Raw genomic sequence first — 15218 nt, 5'->3', positions numbered from 1 at the left:
TCTTTTGCTACATCATTGTTTATCGTATTGATTAAGATGATACTTTTTAATGATTTTAATTATTTTGTCTGCATAAGCCGGGTCTGTTGCATATCCATCGGTACTGAGAGCCTTGGCAGAATCAACGTAATTGTCCGCCGACACAACTTCTTTATATTGCATGGGGTTCCAGTCTGTTCCATGAGCTAGTAAAACAGCATGATCTTCAATTGACTCATCCCAATTATCGTAAACGCGAAAACTTCCGTGAACCATTGCGGGTGATCCACTCGTATATTCAGTCGTGTCCAAAGTGACACTCTTTTGTCCAGCACCCGCTTTAACACCAAAAAGATTATTATACTTTGAAGCCAAAGTACTCTGGCCCCAATCTGATTCTAAAATAGCCTGAGCAAGGGTAATGCTAGTCAAAATTTTATACTTCCGTTGCATCTCAACTGACTTCGGTAAAATCTTGTTGATAAATTCCTTATGTTGAACACTAACATTATTTTGTTCATACTGCGGGTTAAAATGAGAATTGCCTAAAATCATCACAGCACCAACGAACATGACTAACAGGATTAGCACGGTCAGGACATAAGCAACTAACTTATTTTGCTTTTGCTTCTTTTTCCTAGCCAAACTAACCCTCCTTACAAATAAATTTACTGTTTAAATTGTACTACAAAAATGTTAAAAATTGACAAATGTTAATTATTCGTTTATATTTCATTAGTTGAATACAATTGGAGGTGGTCAGTTTGGCAAAGAAACACGATGAACAAACGGAGACCGAAAAATCACCCTTTGAAGTTGGCGATGAAGTATCGTTTAAACTTGAAAAGAATGATTTTACTGGTTATATCGATAAAGCTTACAATAATGCCTTTTTGATTACATTTGAATCTGATGATCCAGAAATAATTGATAAGTATCATAACAAGACCGTTATTAATCACAAAGATCTTAAAATGATTAAGCAAGCTCCACGAATTCAAAAAGATCCTGATGAGGGACCAGATGACGATTCAAAACAAGATGGTGACAAAAAATCATCGGACGCATCAAAGTAACAAAAAGCAGATCGTAATGATCTGCTTTTTATTTTTGGATTACTTTATCTAACGAAATAATGATAATTGGACAAACAATTGCTGTAATAATCATTTCTATCAGACCATTGGTTCCAACTACCCCTAATAAGGCATAGATAATTTTGTCAACACTCACATGGTATAGGATTGGAGCTTGCTTTCGATTAAAAATATAAATAAATAACAGCACTAAAATTGTATTGGTCATGGAACCCAAAGCGCATGCAATCACAAGTGAAAGCTTATTATTAAGTAATTTTTTTAACCATTTGTAGGAAAAGTAAGCAACTACCGGAATTAGGGCCCGCGGTAAAATGGCCGTAATCGGATTCTCAAAGACAAGTGGAGCAATTGGACTAGTAGGCCACGTAAAGGCCCTGACAAACACAATTACACCCCAGAGCGTGCCAAGAATAAAGCCATCCTTTAAACCAAGCACTAAGGTTGCCACAATCACGGTAATTGGAATTAACGTAATGCTTAGTGGACCAACCGGAATATATCCTAAAATAGGAACAAAATTTTGAATCAAAATAATGGCAATAAAAACTGACAAAATTGCAATATGATAATTTCGTGTCTTTTTCATTTTAAATTCACCCATTTAATAAAAAAGCGCTCATGCGGACATGAGCGACAAAATATAATCTTCTGATTAACGTTTTGAGAATTGACCAGCCTTACGAGCTTTCTTAAGGCCGGGTTTCTTACGTTCCTTCATACGAGGGTCACGTGTTAATAAACCAGCCTTCTTGAGGGATTCTCTAAAGTCTGGATCAACTTCAAGTAAAGCACGTGCAATTCCTAAACGAACAGCACCAGCTTGTCCTGAATATCCACCACCATTAACGTTAGCTAATGTGTCATAGTTACCAAGTGTCTCAGTAACATTGTATGGTTGTAAAATGATTTCTCTTAAATTAGGAAATGGAATGTAATCTTCAACATCTTTGTCATTGATTACAACTTTTCCAGTACCTGGTACTAAGCGTACACGAGCAACTGAATCTTTACGGCGACCTGTGCCGGTATATTGTACTTTAGCCAATTGTGTTTCCTCCTTAAATTAGGTTCTTAATATCAAGAACTTCTGGTTTTTGAGCTTCATGAGTGTGATCTTCACCTGCATAAACGTGAAGTTTTTTAGCGATTTGACGACCTAATGTACCGTGAGGAAGCATACCTTTAACTGAAGTTTCGATAAGTCGATCAGGCTTCTCTGCTCTCATTTGACCAGCAGTAATTGACTTAAGTCCACCAATGTAAGATGTGTGGTGATAATAAATCTTGCCACTAGCTTTCTTACCAGACAATGCAACTTTAGATGCATTGATTACAATAACATTGTCACCTGTATCTACGTTTGGCGTAAATGTAGGTTTGTTTTTTCCGCGTAAAATAGAAGCAACGACACTTGAGAGACGACCTAATTCAACGCCATCTGCGTCAATAACGTACCACTTGCGATCTACTTCGCCGGGTTTAGCCATATATGTTGTATGCACTTTTAATTCCTCCATGTTTCCGTGTTTGTTCGACACCTAATAAGTTTCCGGGGCTTATCGTGGGGCAAACAATACCAGTTACAATAGTACTAACATTTCTTCTGAAAGTCAAATTCATTTTAATCATCTGGATGATGTTTTCGTTTTGAATGTTTTGGATCATCTCCTGGATAATAAACCTTTTTTAAGTACAATCCATTAGCTGGCATTGTTAAACGTGCTTCGTTTCGATCCTTCACTTTGAACAATCGTTGGATATCATGAACTGGCCGCTTTCCCCGTCCAATCTCCATCAGCACCCCAACCATAATCCGAATTTGATTATACATAAAACCATCACCATAAAACTCGAACTGCATCTCATTAGTAACTTTATCTAAGTTAGCATCAACCGAGAAAATTGTACGAACCCGACTCCCCTCCTTTGCACCAGAAGCAACAAAAGACGAAAAGTCATGTTTGCCAACGTAATCATGAATGGCCTCTTCGATCCAATCGAAATTAACGGGAAAACGCCAATGAGCAGTATAATTTCTTTTAAATGGATTGGTAAAGCGCCCTAAATCCAACCGATACAAGTACTTTTTCCCCGTTACATCATAACGAGCATGAAAGTCAGCATTAACCTTTTGCACACTTATTATTTCAATATCCAAGGGACACATACTGTTTAACCCCTTTAACATACTTTCCTCACCTAAATCATAGGGAAAGTCAAAATGGGCAACCTGACCTAGGGCATGAACACCTGCGTCAGTTCTGCCAGATCCATAAAGTAAAACATGCTTGCCACTTTTTTGGGCCATTTTGTTAATAATATTAGTTAAAGTTCCCTCCACCGTTCGCTGCTTGGGCTGCGTTTGAAAGCCAGCAAATTTAGTCCCATCATATGCAAATGTAATTTTATACCGAGTTTTCATCTAATTCCTCACTAAAATAATTACAACCGTTAAAACCATCATGACCCCTAAAGCAACCCAATCAAGGACCGTCCAAGAGACGAGCTGATAATGAGTTCGCTTGACCTCATCAGAATATCCACGAGCTTCCATGGCATCTGCAAGGTGTTCAGCATGACGAAAAGAAGAAACAAACAAGGGAATAATCAGCGACACTAGGCTTTTAGCTCGTTTCATTAATTTGCCTTTACCAAAATCAACACCCCGTGCCCTTTGAGCATTCATAATGTCATTTAACTCATCGATTAGAGTCGGAATAAATTGAAGTGCAATTGAAACCATCATCCCAATCGTTTCAGTGGGAACTTTAACCCACTTAAGCGGTCTCAGAATCGTCTCAACACCAAGTGCAATCATCGATGGACTGGTCGTGATGGTCAAAATAGTAGCAATCGTGATAATAAGGACCAATCGAACAAATATCATGACCGCATTAATAATTCCCGATGAAGTGATGGAGATAAACCATAAATGAAAATAAACCGTTCCGCCATGGCCAAAAAACACTTGAATCAAGACCGTAAAAATAATTAGCCACAGAATGGGTTTGACCCCCTTTAGAAGCATCTTAATTCGAGAATGGGATAAGTATATCAGCACCAACGTAAAAAGCGTCATACATCCATAACTGACCCAATTATTGCACATCAAAATAAGCGTAATAATGATAACGGAGCCTAAAATCTTAAACGCTGGATTTAAACGATGAATGAATGAATTTCCAGGAAAGTATTTTCCAAACACAAATTGATCGATTCTACTTCACTCCACTTCGTTTTTGCGTAATTTCGTTAACAACTTCATCCGCTGTTAACGGAATCTTTTTTAATCTGATGCCTCGATTAATTAAATCATAGTATATCTGGACAGAATCAGGAAGCGCTAATGAATTTTGATCGATTAACTTGTAATTGCTGAATAATTCCCTAGGAGTTGAATCAGAACACACTTTTCCATCATTCATAACCACAACACGGGTAGCATTTTGTGCCACCACATCCATATCGTGAGTAACCATGATGATGGTTACTCCATTTTTGTTTAGTTGCTTGATAATCTTTAATATCTCGGTCTTGCCACTAGGATCCAATCCCACCGTCGGCTCATCTAAAATGAGAACGGTTGGATCACATGCAATCGTTCCAGCAATTGCGACCCGACGCATTTGACCGCCAGACAACTCAAAGGGTGAACGAGAATACAGTTCTTTACTAATGCCAACAATTGAAAGCGCCTGAATGGCTCTCTTTTTTGCAACTGCTTCATTTTCGCCAAAATTAAGTGGACCAAAAGATACATCTTTTAGAACATTATCTTCAAACAGTTGTTTTTCCGGAAACTGGAAAATCATCCCGACTTTTTTTCTGAGCTCACTTAGGTTATGGTTGTTAGTTTCACTGTTAATTTTGATTTTGCCAACGGTAACACTCCCCGAAGTCGGTTTCAATAATCCGTTAATCATCTGAACTAACGTTGACTTTCCGCTACCAGTTTTTCCAACAACACCCAAAAATTCACCCTTATTAATCTTTAAACTGACATTACTTAAAGCCTGTCTTTCTGATGGCAGACCGGGTTGATAGACAAAATCAACGTTACTTAAAATAATGTGCTTATCCATTGGCTCATCCCCTCATCATCCACGTACTTGTCAGTAATGTCATATCCTGCATCAAGGAATTTCTGCCTTAACTTCTCACTAAAGGGAAGATCTAGATCCATATCAGCAATTAATTGATGCTTCTGAAAGAAAGCACTTGGTTTTCCGTCAAATACAATTTTATTATTATTAAGTGCTAATATCCGATCGGATTTAGCCGTCACATTGATATCATGCGTAATGGAGAGAATTGTCATATTTTGTTTTTGATTTAATTTGTTGACAACTTGATGAATTTGTCTAGTAGCTAAAGGATCTAGCATACTTGTCGCTTCATCTAGAATTAAAATTTTAGGATCAAGCACAATTGCTCCTGCAATTGCGACCCGTTGCTTTTGTCCACCAGAAAGACTACTAGGAATCTCGTCTCGATATTCCCACATTCCTACCTTTTCTAACGCCGATTTAACTTTTGGCTTCATCGCTTCTCTTGGAACCGCCCTATTTTCAAGTCCAAACGCAACGTCACTTGCTACCGTGGCACCAACAAATTGATCATCTGGATTTTGAAAAACTAAGCCAATTGCTTTTCTTGTTTCGCGGTCATTACCATGAGAGTCCAACCTGATCCCATCTACCACAATTTCTCCCTCACTAGGAGTTAGAAGACCATCAACCAGTTTGGCAATGGTACTTTTACCACTCCCATTGCGACCGATTAATGAAATATATTCACCTCGTTCGCACTGAAAAGAGACATCATCTAATACCTTATGATCATCTTCATTATTATACCTAAAAGAAAGATTGGAAACATTAATGATTGGATTCATGGAATCAGCTCTCCTATTATTAAAATTATGTATAAAAAAATCACTAAAAGATTAAGGCGCATGGAGTTAACCACATTCAAGCTAGACTTGGAAAATCCATCATCGTAACACTTTATACCTTTAACCTTAGTGATTCCTATAGTGAAATATTTATTATTCTTAACAAATATCGAAATTATTCGACAAATTGCAAGATTACCATTGGTGCACCGTCACCACGACGAGGCATTGTTTTAAGAATACGTGTGTAACCACCGTTTCGGTCCGTATACTTTGGTGCTACTTCGTCAAATAACTTTTGTAATGCACTAGTTACTTTGATACTATCTCCGTCTTCTTTTACATCAGCAATGGTGTTTTGCAAGTAAGCTGCAGCTTGACGACGAGCATTCAAGTCACCCTTCTTGCCCAAGGTAACCATCTTGTCGGCTAATGATCTAACATCCTTAGCGCGAGCTTCTGTTGTTTTGATTTGACCGTTAACAATTAAGTCAGTAGTCAAATTACGAAGCAAAGCACGACGTTGAGCACTCGTACGTTGTAATTTGCGATAACTCATAACCGGATATCCTCCTTTTTAGTCTTCTTTACGTAAAGATAGTCCTAATGCTGCTAATTTTTCTTTAACTTCATCGAGTGACTTACGGCCAAGATTTCTAACCTTCATCATGTCAGCTTCAGACTTATCAGTTAATTCTTGAACAGTATTAATTCCAGCACGTTTCAAACAATTGTAAGAACGAACTGAAAGATCCAATTCTTCAATTGACATTTCAAGCATTTTTTCTTTATGGCTTTCTTCCTTCTCAACCATAACATTGGCATTCTTTGCTCTGTCAGTTAAATCAATAAATAATTGGAAATGTTGATTTAAGATCTTAGCTGCCAAACTAATTGCATCAGAAGGTGTAATTGAACCATTAGTCCAAACGTCTAACGTCAATTTGTCGTAATCATCACGTTGACCAACACGTGCATCTTCTACTTGATAATTAACACGTTCGATTGGGGTATAAATAGAATCAACTGGTAGAACACCAATTGGCATACCATCGTTTTTGGCTTTGTTTTCTTCAGCAGAAACGTAGCCGCGACCTTTGTTGGCAGTCATGTTCATGTGGAATGTAGTTCCGTCAGCAACCGTTGCAATGTGCAAATCCGGATTTAAAATTTCAACATCACTATCAGTTACGATATCACCTGCGGTTACATCGGCTGGTCCAGTTACATTAATACTCATTGACTTTGTTTCATTGTCATCTGAGTTAATTTTCAAATTAATCTTTTTAACGTTTAAGATAATTTGAGTAACATCTTCAACTACACCCTTTACAGTTGAAAATTCGTGTAGAACACCATCAATTTGGATGCTAGTAACCGCAGCTCCTGGTAATGAAGCCAACAAGACACGTCTAAGTGAATTGCCTAAAGTGGTACCATATCCTCTTTCGAGTGGTTCTACAACTATTTCACCATAGTTGTCTGTTTCTTCAATTTTGTGAATGTTTGGCTTTTCAAATTCAATCATTGTAGTCTCTACCCCTTTCAAAACGCATTGAGTAATTTAAAACTTTAACGTTCATTAAATATTAAACTCTACGACGTTTTGGAGGACGAGAACCATTGTGTGGAACTGGAGTTACATCACGAATTGCAGCAACTTCCAAACCAGTACTTTGTAAAGCACGAATAGCTGACTCACGACCAGATCCAGGACCCTTAACAGCAACTTCTACTGATTTCATTCCATGTTCCATTGCAGTCTTAGCAGCTGCTTCAGCAGCCATTTGAGCAGCAAATGGGGTAGACTTACGACTTCCACGGAATCCCAATGCACCAGCTGATGACCAAGCAATAGCATTCCCTTGAACATCGGTAATCATAACCAAAGTGTTATTAAAGGTTGAGTGAATGTGTGCTACACCAGACTCAACGTTTTTTCTTGCTTTACGCTTACGAGTATTTTTAGTTTTAGCCATAGAAACTGATAGCCTCCTTCTTTATTATTTTTTACCAGCGATTGTGGTTTTCTTACCTTTTCTTGTACGTGCGTTATTTTTCGTGTGTTGACCTCTAACAGGTAAACCGCGACGATGACGCATCCCACGATATGAACCGATTTCTTGAAGAGTCTTGATACTCATAGTAACTTCTCTACGTAAGTCACCTTCGATTGTGTAACCATCAAGAGCTTCTCTGATCTTATCTTCTTGATCAGGTGTTAAATCACGTACACGAACGTCTTCTGATACCCCAGCTTTTTTCAAAACTTGCTGAGCAGTTGTGTTTCCAACACCATAAATGTATGTTAACGCAATAACAATTCGCTTATCACGTGGTAAATCAACTCCGGCAATACGAGCCATTAAAGTCCACCTCCTATAATTTTAATTTATTTATTTTCCTTGTCTTTGCTTGTGCTTAGGGTTTACAGGGCAAACCACCATCACACGGCCTTTTCTCTTAATAATCTTACAATGTTCACACATTTTTTTTACTGATGGACGTACTTTCATTTTTTATAACCTCCTATATGAAGGGTTTACTTAAATCGATAAGTAATTCGACCCTTTGTTAAATCATACGGTGACATTTCAACGGTTACACGATCTCCTGGTAGGATCCGAATGTAATGCATTCTGATCTTGCCAGAAACGTGTGCCAAAATTTCATGACCATTTTCAAGCTCGACCTTAAACATTGCATTAGGTAAAGTCTCTGAAACCTTACCCTCAACTTCAATTACATTATTTTTAGACACGAATAATCCTCCAAAATTACTAAACTCGTAAGTATCACTTACAAATAGACATACAAACTATAATATACCACATCACTGACATTCCAGCAATCAAACGACAATTTACTAATTTAAATTGCTTAGAATTTTCTCAATGTCGTTACTAACGTCTGCAATATCTCGATCACCCTTAACTGAATGCAAAATGCCGCGATCCTTGTAAAAGTCAATTAAAGGAGCATTACTCTTTTCATTGATTTTCAGACGATTCTTGACAGTTTCAGGTTTATCATCACTTCTTTGATAGAAGACGTGAGCACCGCAAACATCACAAGTACCATCAACTATAGGTTTTTTATATAATTTATGATAAGTTGCGCCACAGTTTTTGCAGATGAAACGACCCGACAAACGTTTGATTAAAACACTTGGATCGACTTCAATATTAATAACTGCATTCAACTCTTTGCTCATTTTCCTAGTCATTTCCTCAAGGCTTTTAGCCTGATCAATGTTTCTAGGAAAACCATCTAACAAATAACCTTTGTCAGTATCAGGTTGTTTAAGACGATCCTCAACAATCCCACAGGTAACATCATTAGGAACTAATTCACCCTTATCGATGTATTGTTGAGCCTTAATTCCCATGGGAGTTTTGTTTTTCATTGCTGCCCTAAATATGTCTCCAGTTGAAATATGTGGAATCCCATATTTTTCAACAATGAATTCAGCTTGAGTACCTTTTCCAGCTCCTGGAAGACCCATTAGTAATAAATTCATTGACATTTAAATTCCTCCACTACTTGTTATCATCCGGAGTACTTTGAATAAATCCAACGTACTCTTTTCTCATCATTAATCCTCTAATTTGTTGAATGGTTTCAATAGCAACTCCAACGATAATCAAGAGGTTAGTACCACCTAGTCCAATTGATTCGTTTAAGTTCCAAACATTTTGTGCAATCAATGGGATTAGAGAAACAATACCCAAGAACAAAGCACCAACGGTACTAAGTCTCATCAACAATCGAGAAATATATAACTGAGTTTCACGACCAGGCCATACTCCCGGAATGTAGCTACCTTGTTTTTGTAAGTTTTCCGACAATTTCTGTGGATTAACTTGAACAAACGCATAGAAGAAAGTAAATACAACAATTAAGAAGGTGTAAAACGCAGCTCCAAGTGGGGTCTGCATGTTAAACAACTTACTTAAAAATTCATACCATCCGGATCCTTGAAAGTTTTTGGTGAAAAACATCAAAATCGTTTGAGGAGTGGAAATAAATGCACTTGCGAAAATAACTGGAATAACTCCAGCGACGTTAACCTTCAAGGGAAGGTAACTGCTGTCTGGTGAACCTGATGTTCTTCTAGTATATTGAATTGGAATTCTACGTTCAGCTTGTTGTACCCAAGTAACAAAGGTAACAATAATCAAAATTACAATAATCAAGGCAATAATGAAAAGAGCTGGCTTCCAAATTTCATTCATTGGTGTACCTTCAACGTATTGACGATAAACACTCATAATTCCACTTGGCATTTCAGCAACAATTCCAGCAAAGATGATCATTGAAACTCCCTGACCAATTCCTTTGTCAGTAATCATGTCGCCCATCCACGTAGTGAGCATTGTACCAGCAGTCAAAATTAAACCAATACTAATGTAAGTTCCCATTCCAGGGTTCTTAACTAAATGAAGACTACTCAAAGCATTAAATCCAGCAGTAATACCAATTGATTGGACAAATGCTAAAACAATCGTTAACCATCTTGTTACCTGATCCAATTTTTGCCTTCCGACTTCACCTTGTTTCCCCCATTCAACGAATCGAGGAACGATATCCATCTGAAGTAACTGAACAACAATTTGTGCAGTAATGTATGGTGAAACTCCCATTGCAAATAATGAGTAATTAGTTAATCCACCACCACTAAACATATTCAATACATTAACTAAACCTGAGGATGCAACACTTTGCAAAGCTTCCGCATTGATTCCAGGCACAGTAATGTAAGCACCTAAACGGAAAACTGCCAATATAAAAAGGGTAAATAAAATCCTTTTTCTAATATCTTTTTCTTCAAAGGCATTCTTTAAGGTAGTGAACATTAAATCACCTCAGCTTTACCGCCGGCATCTTCAATTGCTTTTTCAGCACTCTTTGAGAATTTGTTAGCTTTAACAGTGAGCTTCTTAGTTAACTTGCCATCTGCAAGAACTTTAACGCCATCATTTGAGCCCTTAATCATTCCAGCTTGAATCAATACATCTGGAGTTACTTCTGAGCCATCATCAAAATTATCTAAATCAGCTAAGTTAACGATCGCTAAAACTTTTCTGTTGAAGTTGGTAAATCCACGTTTTGGAATTTGACGGTATAAAGGCATTTGGCCACCTTCAAAACCAACACGAGTTTTGCCACGAGCCTTTTGACCTTTTTGGCCACGACCTGAAGTCTTACCTTTACTACCAAGACCACGACCTAAACGAGTTCTTGATGAACGTGAACCGTTAGCAGCTTTTAATTCATTTAACTTCATTGAATTGCACCTCCCTATCTTTTAAAGAATATTAATCAACTTGTTCAACCTTAATTAAATGAGCAATCTTGAATAGAGCTCCACGAGTTGCTTCATTATCAGGTTTAATAACACTACTATTTACTCGTCCCAATCCAAGGGCCTTAACAATCTTACGTTGTTTAGGGAGACGGTGAGCAGCACTATGAACTAAAGTAATCTTTAATTGAGCCATCTTCTAACCCCTCCTTATTATTCGGTTAAGTGATCTGATGAGACACCACGTAATGATGAAATTTCTTCAGCATTCTTAAGTTCCTTAAGACCTTCAAAAGTTGCACGAATTACGTTTACTGGTGTATCAGAGCCTAAACGCTTACTAGTAACATCGTTTACACCAGCTAATTCCATAACTGAGCGAACGGCACCACCGGCAGCAACTCCGGAACCTTCTTCAGCAGGCTTCAACATAATCTTTCCACCGCCAAAACGACCGATAACTTCGTGAGGGATAGTAGTTCCAACGATTGGAACTTCAATTAAGTTCTTTTGGGCACTATCAACGGCTTTTCTGATCGCTTCAGGAACTTCTTGAGCTTTACCAGTACCAAAGCCAACGTGGCCATTCTTGTCACCAACAACAACTAATGCAGCAAAACGTAGTCGACGACCACCCTTAACAACCTTAGTAATTCGGTTGATAGCAACAACGTTATCTTCTAAGTCCAGTTTGTCTGGATTAATAAACTTTGCCATGTGCGTTATATTCCTCCTTTTTTAAAATTCAAGTCCATTTTCACGTGCTGCATCTGCAAGGGCTTGTACACGTCCGTGATATAAGTATCCACCACGATCAAAAACAACATTCTTAACATTCTTTTCAACTGCACGCTTAGCAACTAAAGCACCAACGCTTGCGGCTTGTTCTGATTTGTTGTCTCCGGAAACTTCCTTGTCAACAGTTGAGGCACTAGCTAGCGTTACACCCTTTACGTCATCAATAACTTGAGCGTAAATGTTTTTATTAGAACGGAAAACGTTCAAACGTGGGCACTCAGCAGTACCAGAAATTTTACTTCTAACACGATTATGACGAACTTTACGTGTTTTATTCTTGTCTGGTTTGGAAATCAAAATAGTCACCTCTTATTTTTTATATTGTTAAATTACTTACCAGTCTTACCTTCCTTGAGGGTAATATGTTCATTTTCATATCTAATTCCTTTACCCTTGTAAGGTTCTGGTGAACGGTATGAACGAACTTCGGCAGCAAAATCACCAACATGTTGCTTGTTGATCCCACTAATGTTAATAGTAGTGTTATCTGGAACAGCTACGGTAAGATCTTCTGGAACTTGAACTTCAACGGGGTTTGAGTAACCAACGTTTAGAGTCAAAGTACTACCTTTTAATTGAGCACGATATCCAACTCCAACTAGCTTAAGTGTCTTGTGGAATCCATTTGTAACACCTTCAACCATGTTATTGAAGTTCGCACGTGTTGTACCGTGTAGGGCACGTTCTTTGTTGTCATACTTACCAGTTGGAGTGAAGTTCACTTCGTTACCTTTAACTTGCATTTTAATTTCTGGTGAAATTGTAGCATTTAAAGTACCCTTTGGTCCTTTAACAGTTACGTTAGTACCTCTATGATTTACTTCAACACCGTCTGGAAGATCAACAGTTTTATAACCAATTCTACTCATATTAACACCTCCAATTCTTTTTTAATTTTTACCAAACGTATGCTAATACTTCGCCACCGACTTTTTTGTCTCTAGCTTCTTTATCAGTAATAACACCATCTGAAGTTGAAATGATAGCAATTCCTAAACCGTTTAAAACTTTAGGAACATCATCTGATTTAACATATGAACGTAATCCTGGCTTTGAAATTCGCTTCAAACCAGTGATTACACGTTGATTATCTTTTCCATACTTAAGGTATACACGGATAACACCTTGTTTATCGTCATCGATGTATTCCACATCGCGTACAAAGCCTTCACGCTTCAAAATTTCGGCAATGTTTCTTTTGATTTTTGATGCAGGAACGTCAACTGAATCGTGTCTTGCCATATTGGCATTACGAATTCGAGTTAAAAAGTCTGCAATTGGATCTGTCATGGACATAAACGTGAAACCTCCTTTTCAGTTTTATTATTTTACCAACTAGCTTTTTTCATGCCAGGAATTTGACCCTTATGGGCAAGTTGTCTTAAACAAATTCGGCATAAGTGAAACTTTTGGTAAACCGCACGAGGTCGACCACAACGTTCACAACGAGTGTAATTCTGTGTTGAGAACTTAGCTGGACGTTCACTTTTTTTAATTAATGATTTTTTAGCCAATATTAAACCTCCTATTTAGCGAATGGCATTCCGAATTGAGCTAACAATTCATGTGATTCTTCATCCGTATTAGCGGTTGTTACAAGTACGATATCTAAACCTCTAACACGGTTAACATCATCGTAATTAATTTCTGGGAAAATTAGTTGTTCTTTGATACCCAATGTGTAATTTCCACGACCATCAAATGATTTGTTGCTTACACCGTGGAAATCTCGAACACGTGGCAATGAAACATTAACTAACTTATCCAAGAAGTCATACATTCTTTCTCCTCTTAATGTAACTTTGGCACCAATTGGCATTCCTTCTCTAAGACGGAAACCGGCAATTGATTTTTTAGCCTTAGTTACGATAGGCTTTTGTCCAGAAATTAAACTTAATTCATGAACCGCCTCATCAAGGTTTTTAGAATTTGTTACAGCATCACCAACACCCATGTTTAAAACGATCTTGTCAAGTTTTGGGGCTTCCATAACTGATGAGTAATCAAATTTCTTAACGAGCGTTGGGAGAATATCTTCTTTGTATCTTTCTTCTAAGCGAGCTGCCATGCGATTAATTTCCTCCTTTCAGTTCCAATCTAATCGATTGGTTTTTGTGATTTTTTTGAAATACGAACTTTTTTACCATCTTTAACCACGAAGCTTACTTTTGTAGGTTCGTTAGTAGATGGATCAATTAACATTACATTTGAAGCATCAATTGGAGCATCAACGTCAGCAATTCCACCTTGGGGATTGTCTTGTGAAGCTTTTTGATGTTTCTTGATCTTGTTGATTCCTTCAACAACTACACGGTTCTTAGCAGCAATGGTTTTAACGACTTTGCCGTCTTTACCCTTGTCTTTACCACTAATAACACGAACTTTGTCACCAGTTTTCAAGAACATAATCCTGGCACCTCCTTGTTTTCCAATAGTATTAAAGTACTTCAGGCGCTAATGAAACGATCTTCATAAAATTATTACTACGTAATTCACGAGCTACCGGACCGAAAATACGGGTACCTTTAGGACTCTTATCATCGTTAATCAAAACAGCGGCATTTTCGTCGAAACGAATATATGAACCGTCAGTTCTATGTGCAGCAGACTTAGTTCTGACTACAACGGCTTTAACGACGTCTCCTTTTTTGACAACGCCACCTGGTGTTGCTTGTTTAACAGTAGCAACAATCACATCACCGATACCTGCATATCTAACTCTTGAACCACCTAAAACTTTGATAGTCAAAAGTTCACGTGCACCAGAGTTATCAGCAACCTTTAAACGACTCTCTTGTTGGATCATGGTTAGTGTCCTCCCTTCAACTTAAAATCAGAATACGATAGATAAAAAAGCTAGATAATAACTGCCTTTTCAACAACGTCTACTAGACGGAAGCGCTTAGTCTTAGACAATGGACGAGTTTCCATGATGTCAACAATATCGTTAACTTTTGCTTCGTTATTTTCATCTTGAACTTTATATTTCTTAGAATATTTAATACGTTTCCCGTAAGTTGGATGAGTCTTGTAAGTTTCAACGACAACAGTAATGGTTTTGTCCATCTTATCTGAAACCACACGACCTCTGTAACTTTTACGTTCGTTACGTTCTTCGCTCATAAAGTATTAACCTTCCTTT

At 37.7% G+C, this 15218-nt stretch carries 28 protein-coding genes; 1 reads left to right on the top strand and 27 read right to left on the bottom strand.

Annotation, left to right across the window (positions count from 1 at the left end; all coding sequences use genetic code 11):
- Window positions 1–12 precede the first annotated feature (12 nt).
- A complete protein-coding gene (locus tag AC6UDF_RS01810) occupies window positions 13–624 on the bottom strand; it encodes a glycoside hydrolase family 73 protein (protein WP_500693569.1) in 612 nt (203 codons plus the stop codon).
- A gap of 119 nt (window positions 625–743) precedes the next feature.
- Between AC6UDF_RS01810 and AC6UDF_RS01805 the strand changes: the two genes are divergently transcribed.
- A complete protein-coding gene (locus AC6UDF_RS01805; RefSeq protein WP_500693568.1) occupies window positions 744–1055 on the top strand; it encodes a DUF2187 family protein in 312 nt (103 codons plus the stop codon).
- Between the two features lie 28 nt (window positions 1056–1083).
- On the opposite strand, the gene AC6UDF_RS01800 is transcribed toward AC6UDF_RS01805, so the two are convergent.
- The 26 genes from AC6UDF_RS01800 to rpsQ all read right to left on the bottom strand — a co-directional run bounded on the left by AC6UDF_RS01800 (window position 1084) and on the right by rpsQ (window position 15199).
- On the bottom strand, window positions 1084–1665 hold the full coding sequence (locus AC6UDF_RS01800) for an ECF transporter S component (RefSeq protein ID WP_500696540.1): 582 nt from the start codon (window positions 1663–1665) through the stop codon (window positions 1084–1086).
- 66 nt (window positions 1666–1731) lie between these two features.
- Window positions 1732–2124, bottom strand: a complete 393-nt coding sequence (gene rpsI / locus AC6UDF_RS01795; protein ID WP_010022758.1) for a 30S ribosomal protein S9 — start codon at window positions 2122–2124, stop codon at window positions 1732–1734.
- 13 nt (window positions 2125–2137) lie between these two features.
- Window positions 2138–2581 carry a 50S ribosomal protein L13 gene (gene rplM / locus AC6UDF_RS01790; RefSeq protein WP_500693566.1) on the bottom strand — a complete coding sequence of 148 codons (444 nt, stop codon included), beginning with the start codon at window positions 2579–2581 and terminating at the stop codon, window positions 2138–2140.
- Between the two features lie 119 nt (window positions 2582–2700).
- On the bottom strand, window positions 2701–3501 hold the full coding sequence (gene truA, locus AC6UDF_RS01785) for a tRNA pseudouridine(38-40) synthase TruA (RefSeq protein ID WP_500693565.1): 801 nt from the start codon (window positions 3499–3501) through the stop codon (window positions 2701–2703).
- Complete coding sequence (locus tag AC6UDF_RS01780) at window positions 3502–4284, bottom strand: energy-coupling factor transporter transmembrane component T family protein (protein ID WP_500693564.1); 783 nt, start codon at window positions 4282–4284, stop codon at window positions 3502–3504.
- Between the two features lie 13 nt (window positions 4285–4297).
- Window positions 4298–5161 carry an energy-coupling factor transporter ATPase gene (locus AC6UDF_RS01775; RefSeq protein ID WP_500693563.1) on the bottom strand — a complete coding sequence of 288 codons (864 nt, stop codon included), beginning with the start codon at window positions 5159–5161 and terminating at the stop codon, window positions 4298–4300.
- Complete coding sequence (locus AC6UDF_RS01770) at window positions 5140–5973, bottom strand: energy-coupling factor transporter ATPase (protein WP_500693562.1); 834 nt, start codon at window positions 5971–5973, stop codon at window positions 5140–5142. The genes AC6UDF_RS01775 and AC6UDF_RS01770 overlap by 22 nt, the downstream gene beginning before the upstream one ends.
- 175 nt (window positions 5974–6148) lie before the next feature.
- Window positions 6149–6532 (bottom strand): 50S ribosomal protein L17, encoded by a 384-nt coding sequence (gene rplQ / locus AC6UDF_RS01765; RefSeq protein ID WP_500693561.1) that lies wholly within the window; start codon window positions 6530–6532, stop codon window positions 6149–6151.
- A gap of 18 nt (window positions 6533–6550) precedes the next feature.
- The gene (locus tag AC6UDF_RS01760; protein ID WP_500693560.1) at window positions 6551–7501 is read right to left on the bottom strand and encodes a DNA-directed RNA polymerase subunit alpha; all 951 of its coding nucleotides are present in this window, start codon (window positions 7499–7501) and stop codon (window positions 6551–6553) included.
- A 61-nt stretch (window positions 7502–7562) separates the two neighbouring features.
- On the bottom strand, window positions 7563–7952 hold the full coding sequence (rpsK, locus tag AC6UDF_RS01755; protein ID WP_010022745.1) for a 30S ribosomal protein S11: 390 nt from the start codon (window positions 7950–7952) through the stop codon (window positions 7563–7565).
- A 24-nt stretch (window positions 7953–7976) separates the two neighbouring features.
- Window positions 7977–8339 carry a 30S ribosomal protein S13 gene (gene rpsM / locus AC6UDF_RS01750; RefSeq protein ID WP_500693559.1) on the bottom strand — a complete coding sequence of 121 codons (363 nt, stop codon included), beginning with the start codon at window positions 8337–8339 and terminating at the stop codon, window positions 7977–7979.
- Window positions 8340–8369: 30 nt separating this feature from the next.
- Window positions 8370–8489 (bottom strand): 50S ribosomal protein L36, encoded by a 120-nt coding sequence (gene rpmJ / locus AC6UDF_RS01745; RefSeq protein ID WP_010022743.1) that lies wholly within the window; start codon window positions 8487–8489, stop codon window positions 8370–8372.
- A gap of 26 nt (window positions 8490–8515) precedes the next feature.
- Window positions 8516–8734 (bottom strand): translation initiation factor IF-1, encoded by a 219-nt coding sequence (gene infA, locus AC6UDF_RS01740; RefSeq protein ID WP_010022742.1) that lies wholly within the window; start codon window positions 8732–8734, stop codon window positions 8516–8518.
- Between the two features lie 105 nt (window positions 8735–8839).
- Complete coding sequence (locus tag AC6UDF_RS01735; RefSeq protein ID WP_500693558.1) at window positions 8840–9499, bottom strand: adenylate kinase; 660 nt, start codon at window positions 9497–9499, stop codon at window positions 8840–8842.
- Between the two features lie 13 nt (window positions 9500–9512).
- Complete coding sequence (gene secY / locus AC6UDF_RS01730) at window positions 9513–10829, bottom strand: preprotein translocase subunit SecY (RefSeq protein ID WP_500693557.1); 1317 nt, start codon at window positions 10827–10829, stop codon at window positions 9513–9515.
- Window positions 10829–11260 carry a 50S ribosomal protein L15 gene (rplO, locus tag AC6UDF_RS01725; protein ID WP_500693556.1) on the bottom strand — a complete coding sequence of 144 codons (432 nt, stop codon included), beginning with the start codon at window positions 11258–11260 and terminating at the stop codon, window positions 10829–10831. Before rplO ends, secY begins: the two co-directional genes overlap by 1 nt.
- Before the next feature lie 31 nt (window positions 11261–11291).
- Entirely contained in the window at window positions 11292–11474 is a 183-nt protein-coding gene (rpmD, locus tag AC6UDF_RS01720) for a 50S ribosomal protein L30 (RefSeq protein WP_500693555.1), read from the bottom strand.
- Window positions 11475–11491: 17 nt separating this feature from the next.
- Window positions 11492–11995, bottom strand: coding sequence for a 30S ribosomal protein S5 (gene rpsE, locus AC6UDF_RS01715; RefSeq protein WP_500693554.1), 504 nt, complete (start codon window positions 11993–11995; stop codon window positions 11492–11494).
- Between the two features lie 21 nt (window positions 11996–12016).
- Window positions 12017–12373: a 50S ribosomal protein L18 gene (gene rplR / locus AC6UDF_RS01710; protein ID WP_500693553.1), complete on the bottom strand. Its 357-nt coding sequence runs from the start codon at window positions 12371–12373 to the stop codon at window positions 12017–12019.
- A 32-nt stretch (window positions 12374–12405) separates the two neighbouring features.
- Window positions 12406–12945 (bottom strand): 50S ribosomal protein L6, encoded by a 540-nt coding sequence (rplF, locus tag AC6UDF_RS01705; RefSeq protein ID WP_500693552.1) that lies wholly within the window; start codon window positions 12943–12945, stop codon window positions 12406–12408.
- Window positions 12946–12973: 28 nt separating this feature from the next.
- The gene (gene rpsH, locus AC6UDF_RS01700; protein WP_010022729.1) at window positions 12974–13372 is read right to left on the bottom strand and encodes a 30S ribosomal protein S8; all 399 of its coding nucleotides are present in this window, start codon (window positions 13370–13372) and stop codon (window positions 12974–12976) included.
- Window positions 13373–13404: 32 nt separating this feature from the next.
- On the bottom strand, window positions 13405–13590 hold the full coding sequence (locus tag AC6UDF_RS01695; RefSeq protein ID WP_010022727.1) for a type Z 30S ribosomal protein S14: 186 nt from the start codon (window positions 13588–13590) through the stop codon (window positions 13405–13407).
- An 11-nt stretch (window positions 13591–13601) separates the two neighbouring features.
- Window positions 13602–14144, bottom strand: a complete 543-nt coding sequence (gene rplE / locus AC6UDF_RS01690; RefSeq protein WP_500693551.1) for a 50S ribosomal protein L5 — start codon at window positions 14142–14144, stop codon at window positions 13602–13604.
- A gap of 29 nt (window positions 14145–14173) precedes the next feature.
- Window positions 14174–14482, bottom strand: a complete 309-nt coding sequence (gene rplX / locus AC6UDF_RS01685) for a 50S ribosomal protein L24 (RefSeq protein ID WP_500693550.1) — start codon at window positions 14480–14482, stop codon at window positions 14174–14176.
- A 31-nt stretch (window positions 14483–14513) separates the two neighbouring features.
- Window positions 14514–14882, bottom strand: coding sequence for a 50S ribosomal protein L14 (gene rplN / locus AC6UDF_RS01680; RefSeq protein ID WP_039144780.1), 369 nt, complete (start codon window positions 14880–14882; stop codon window positions 14514–14516).
- Window positions 14883–14932: 50 nt separating this feature from the next.
- A complete protein-coding gene (gene rpsQ, locus AC6UDF_RS01675) occupies window positions 14933–15199 on the bottom strand; it encodes a 30S ribosomal protein S17 (RefSeq protein ID WP_039144781.1) in 267 nt (88 codons plus the stop codon).
- Window positions 15200–15218 lie beyond the last annotated feature (19 nt).

This window comes from Fructilactobacillus sp. X2R6C1, assembly GCF_059901295.1.
The sequence above is the reverse complement of the archived record's forward strand: the minus strand, read 5'-3'. Positions and strand labels throughout refer to the sequence as shown.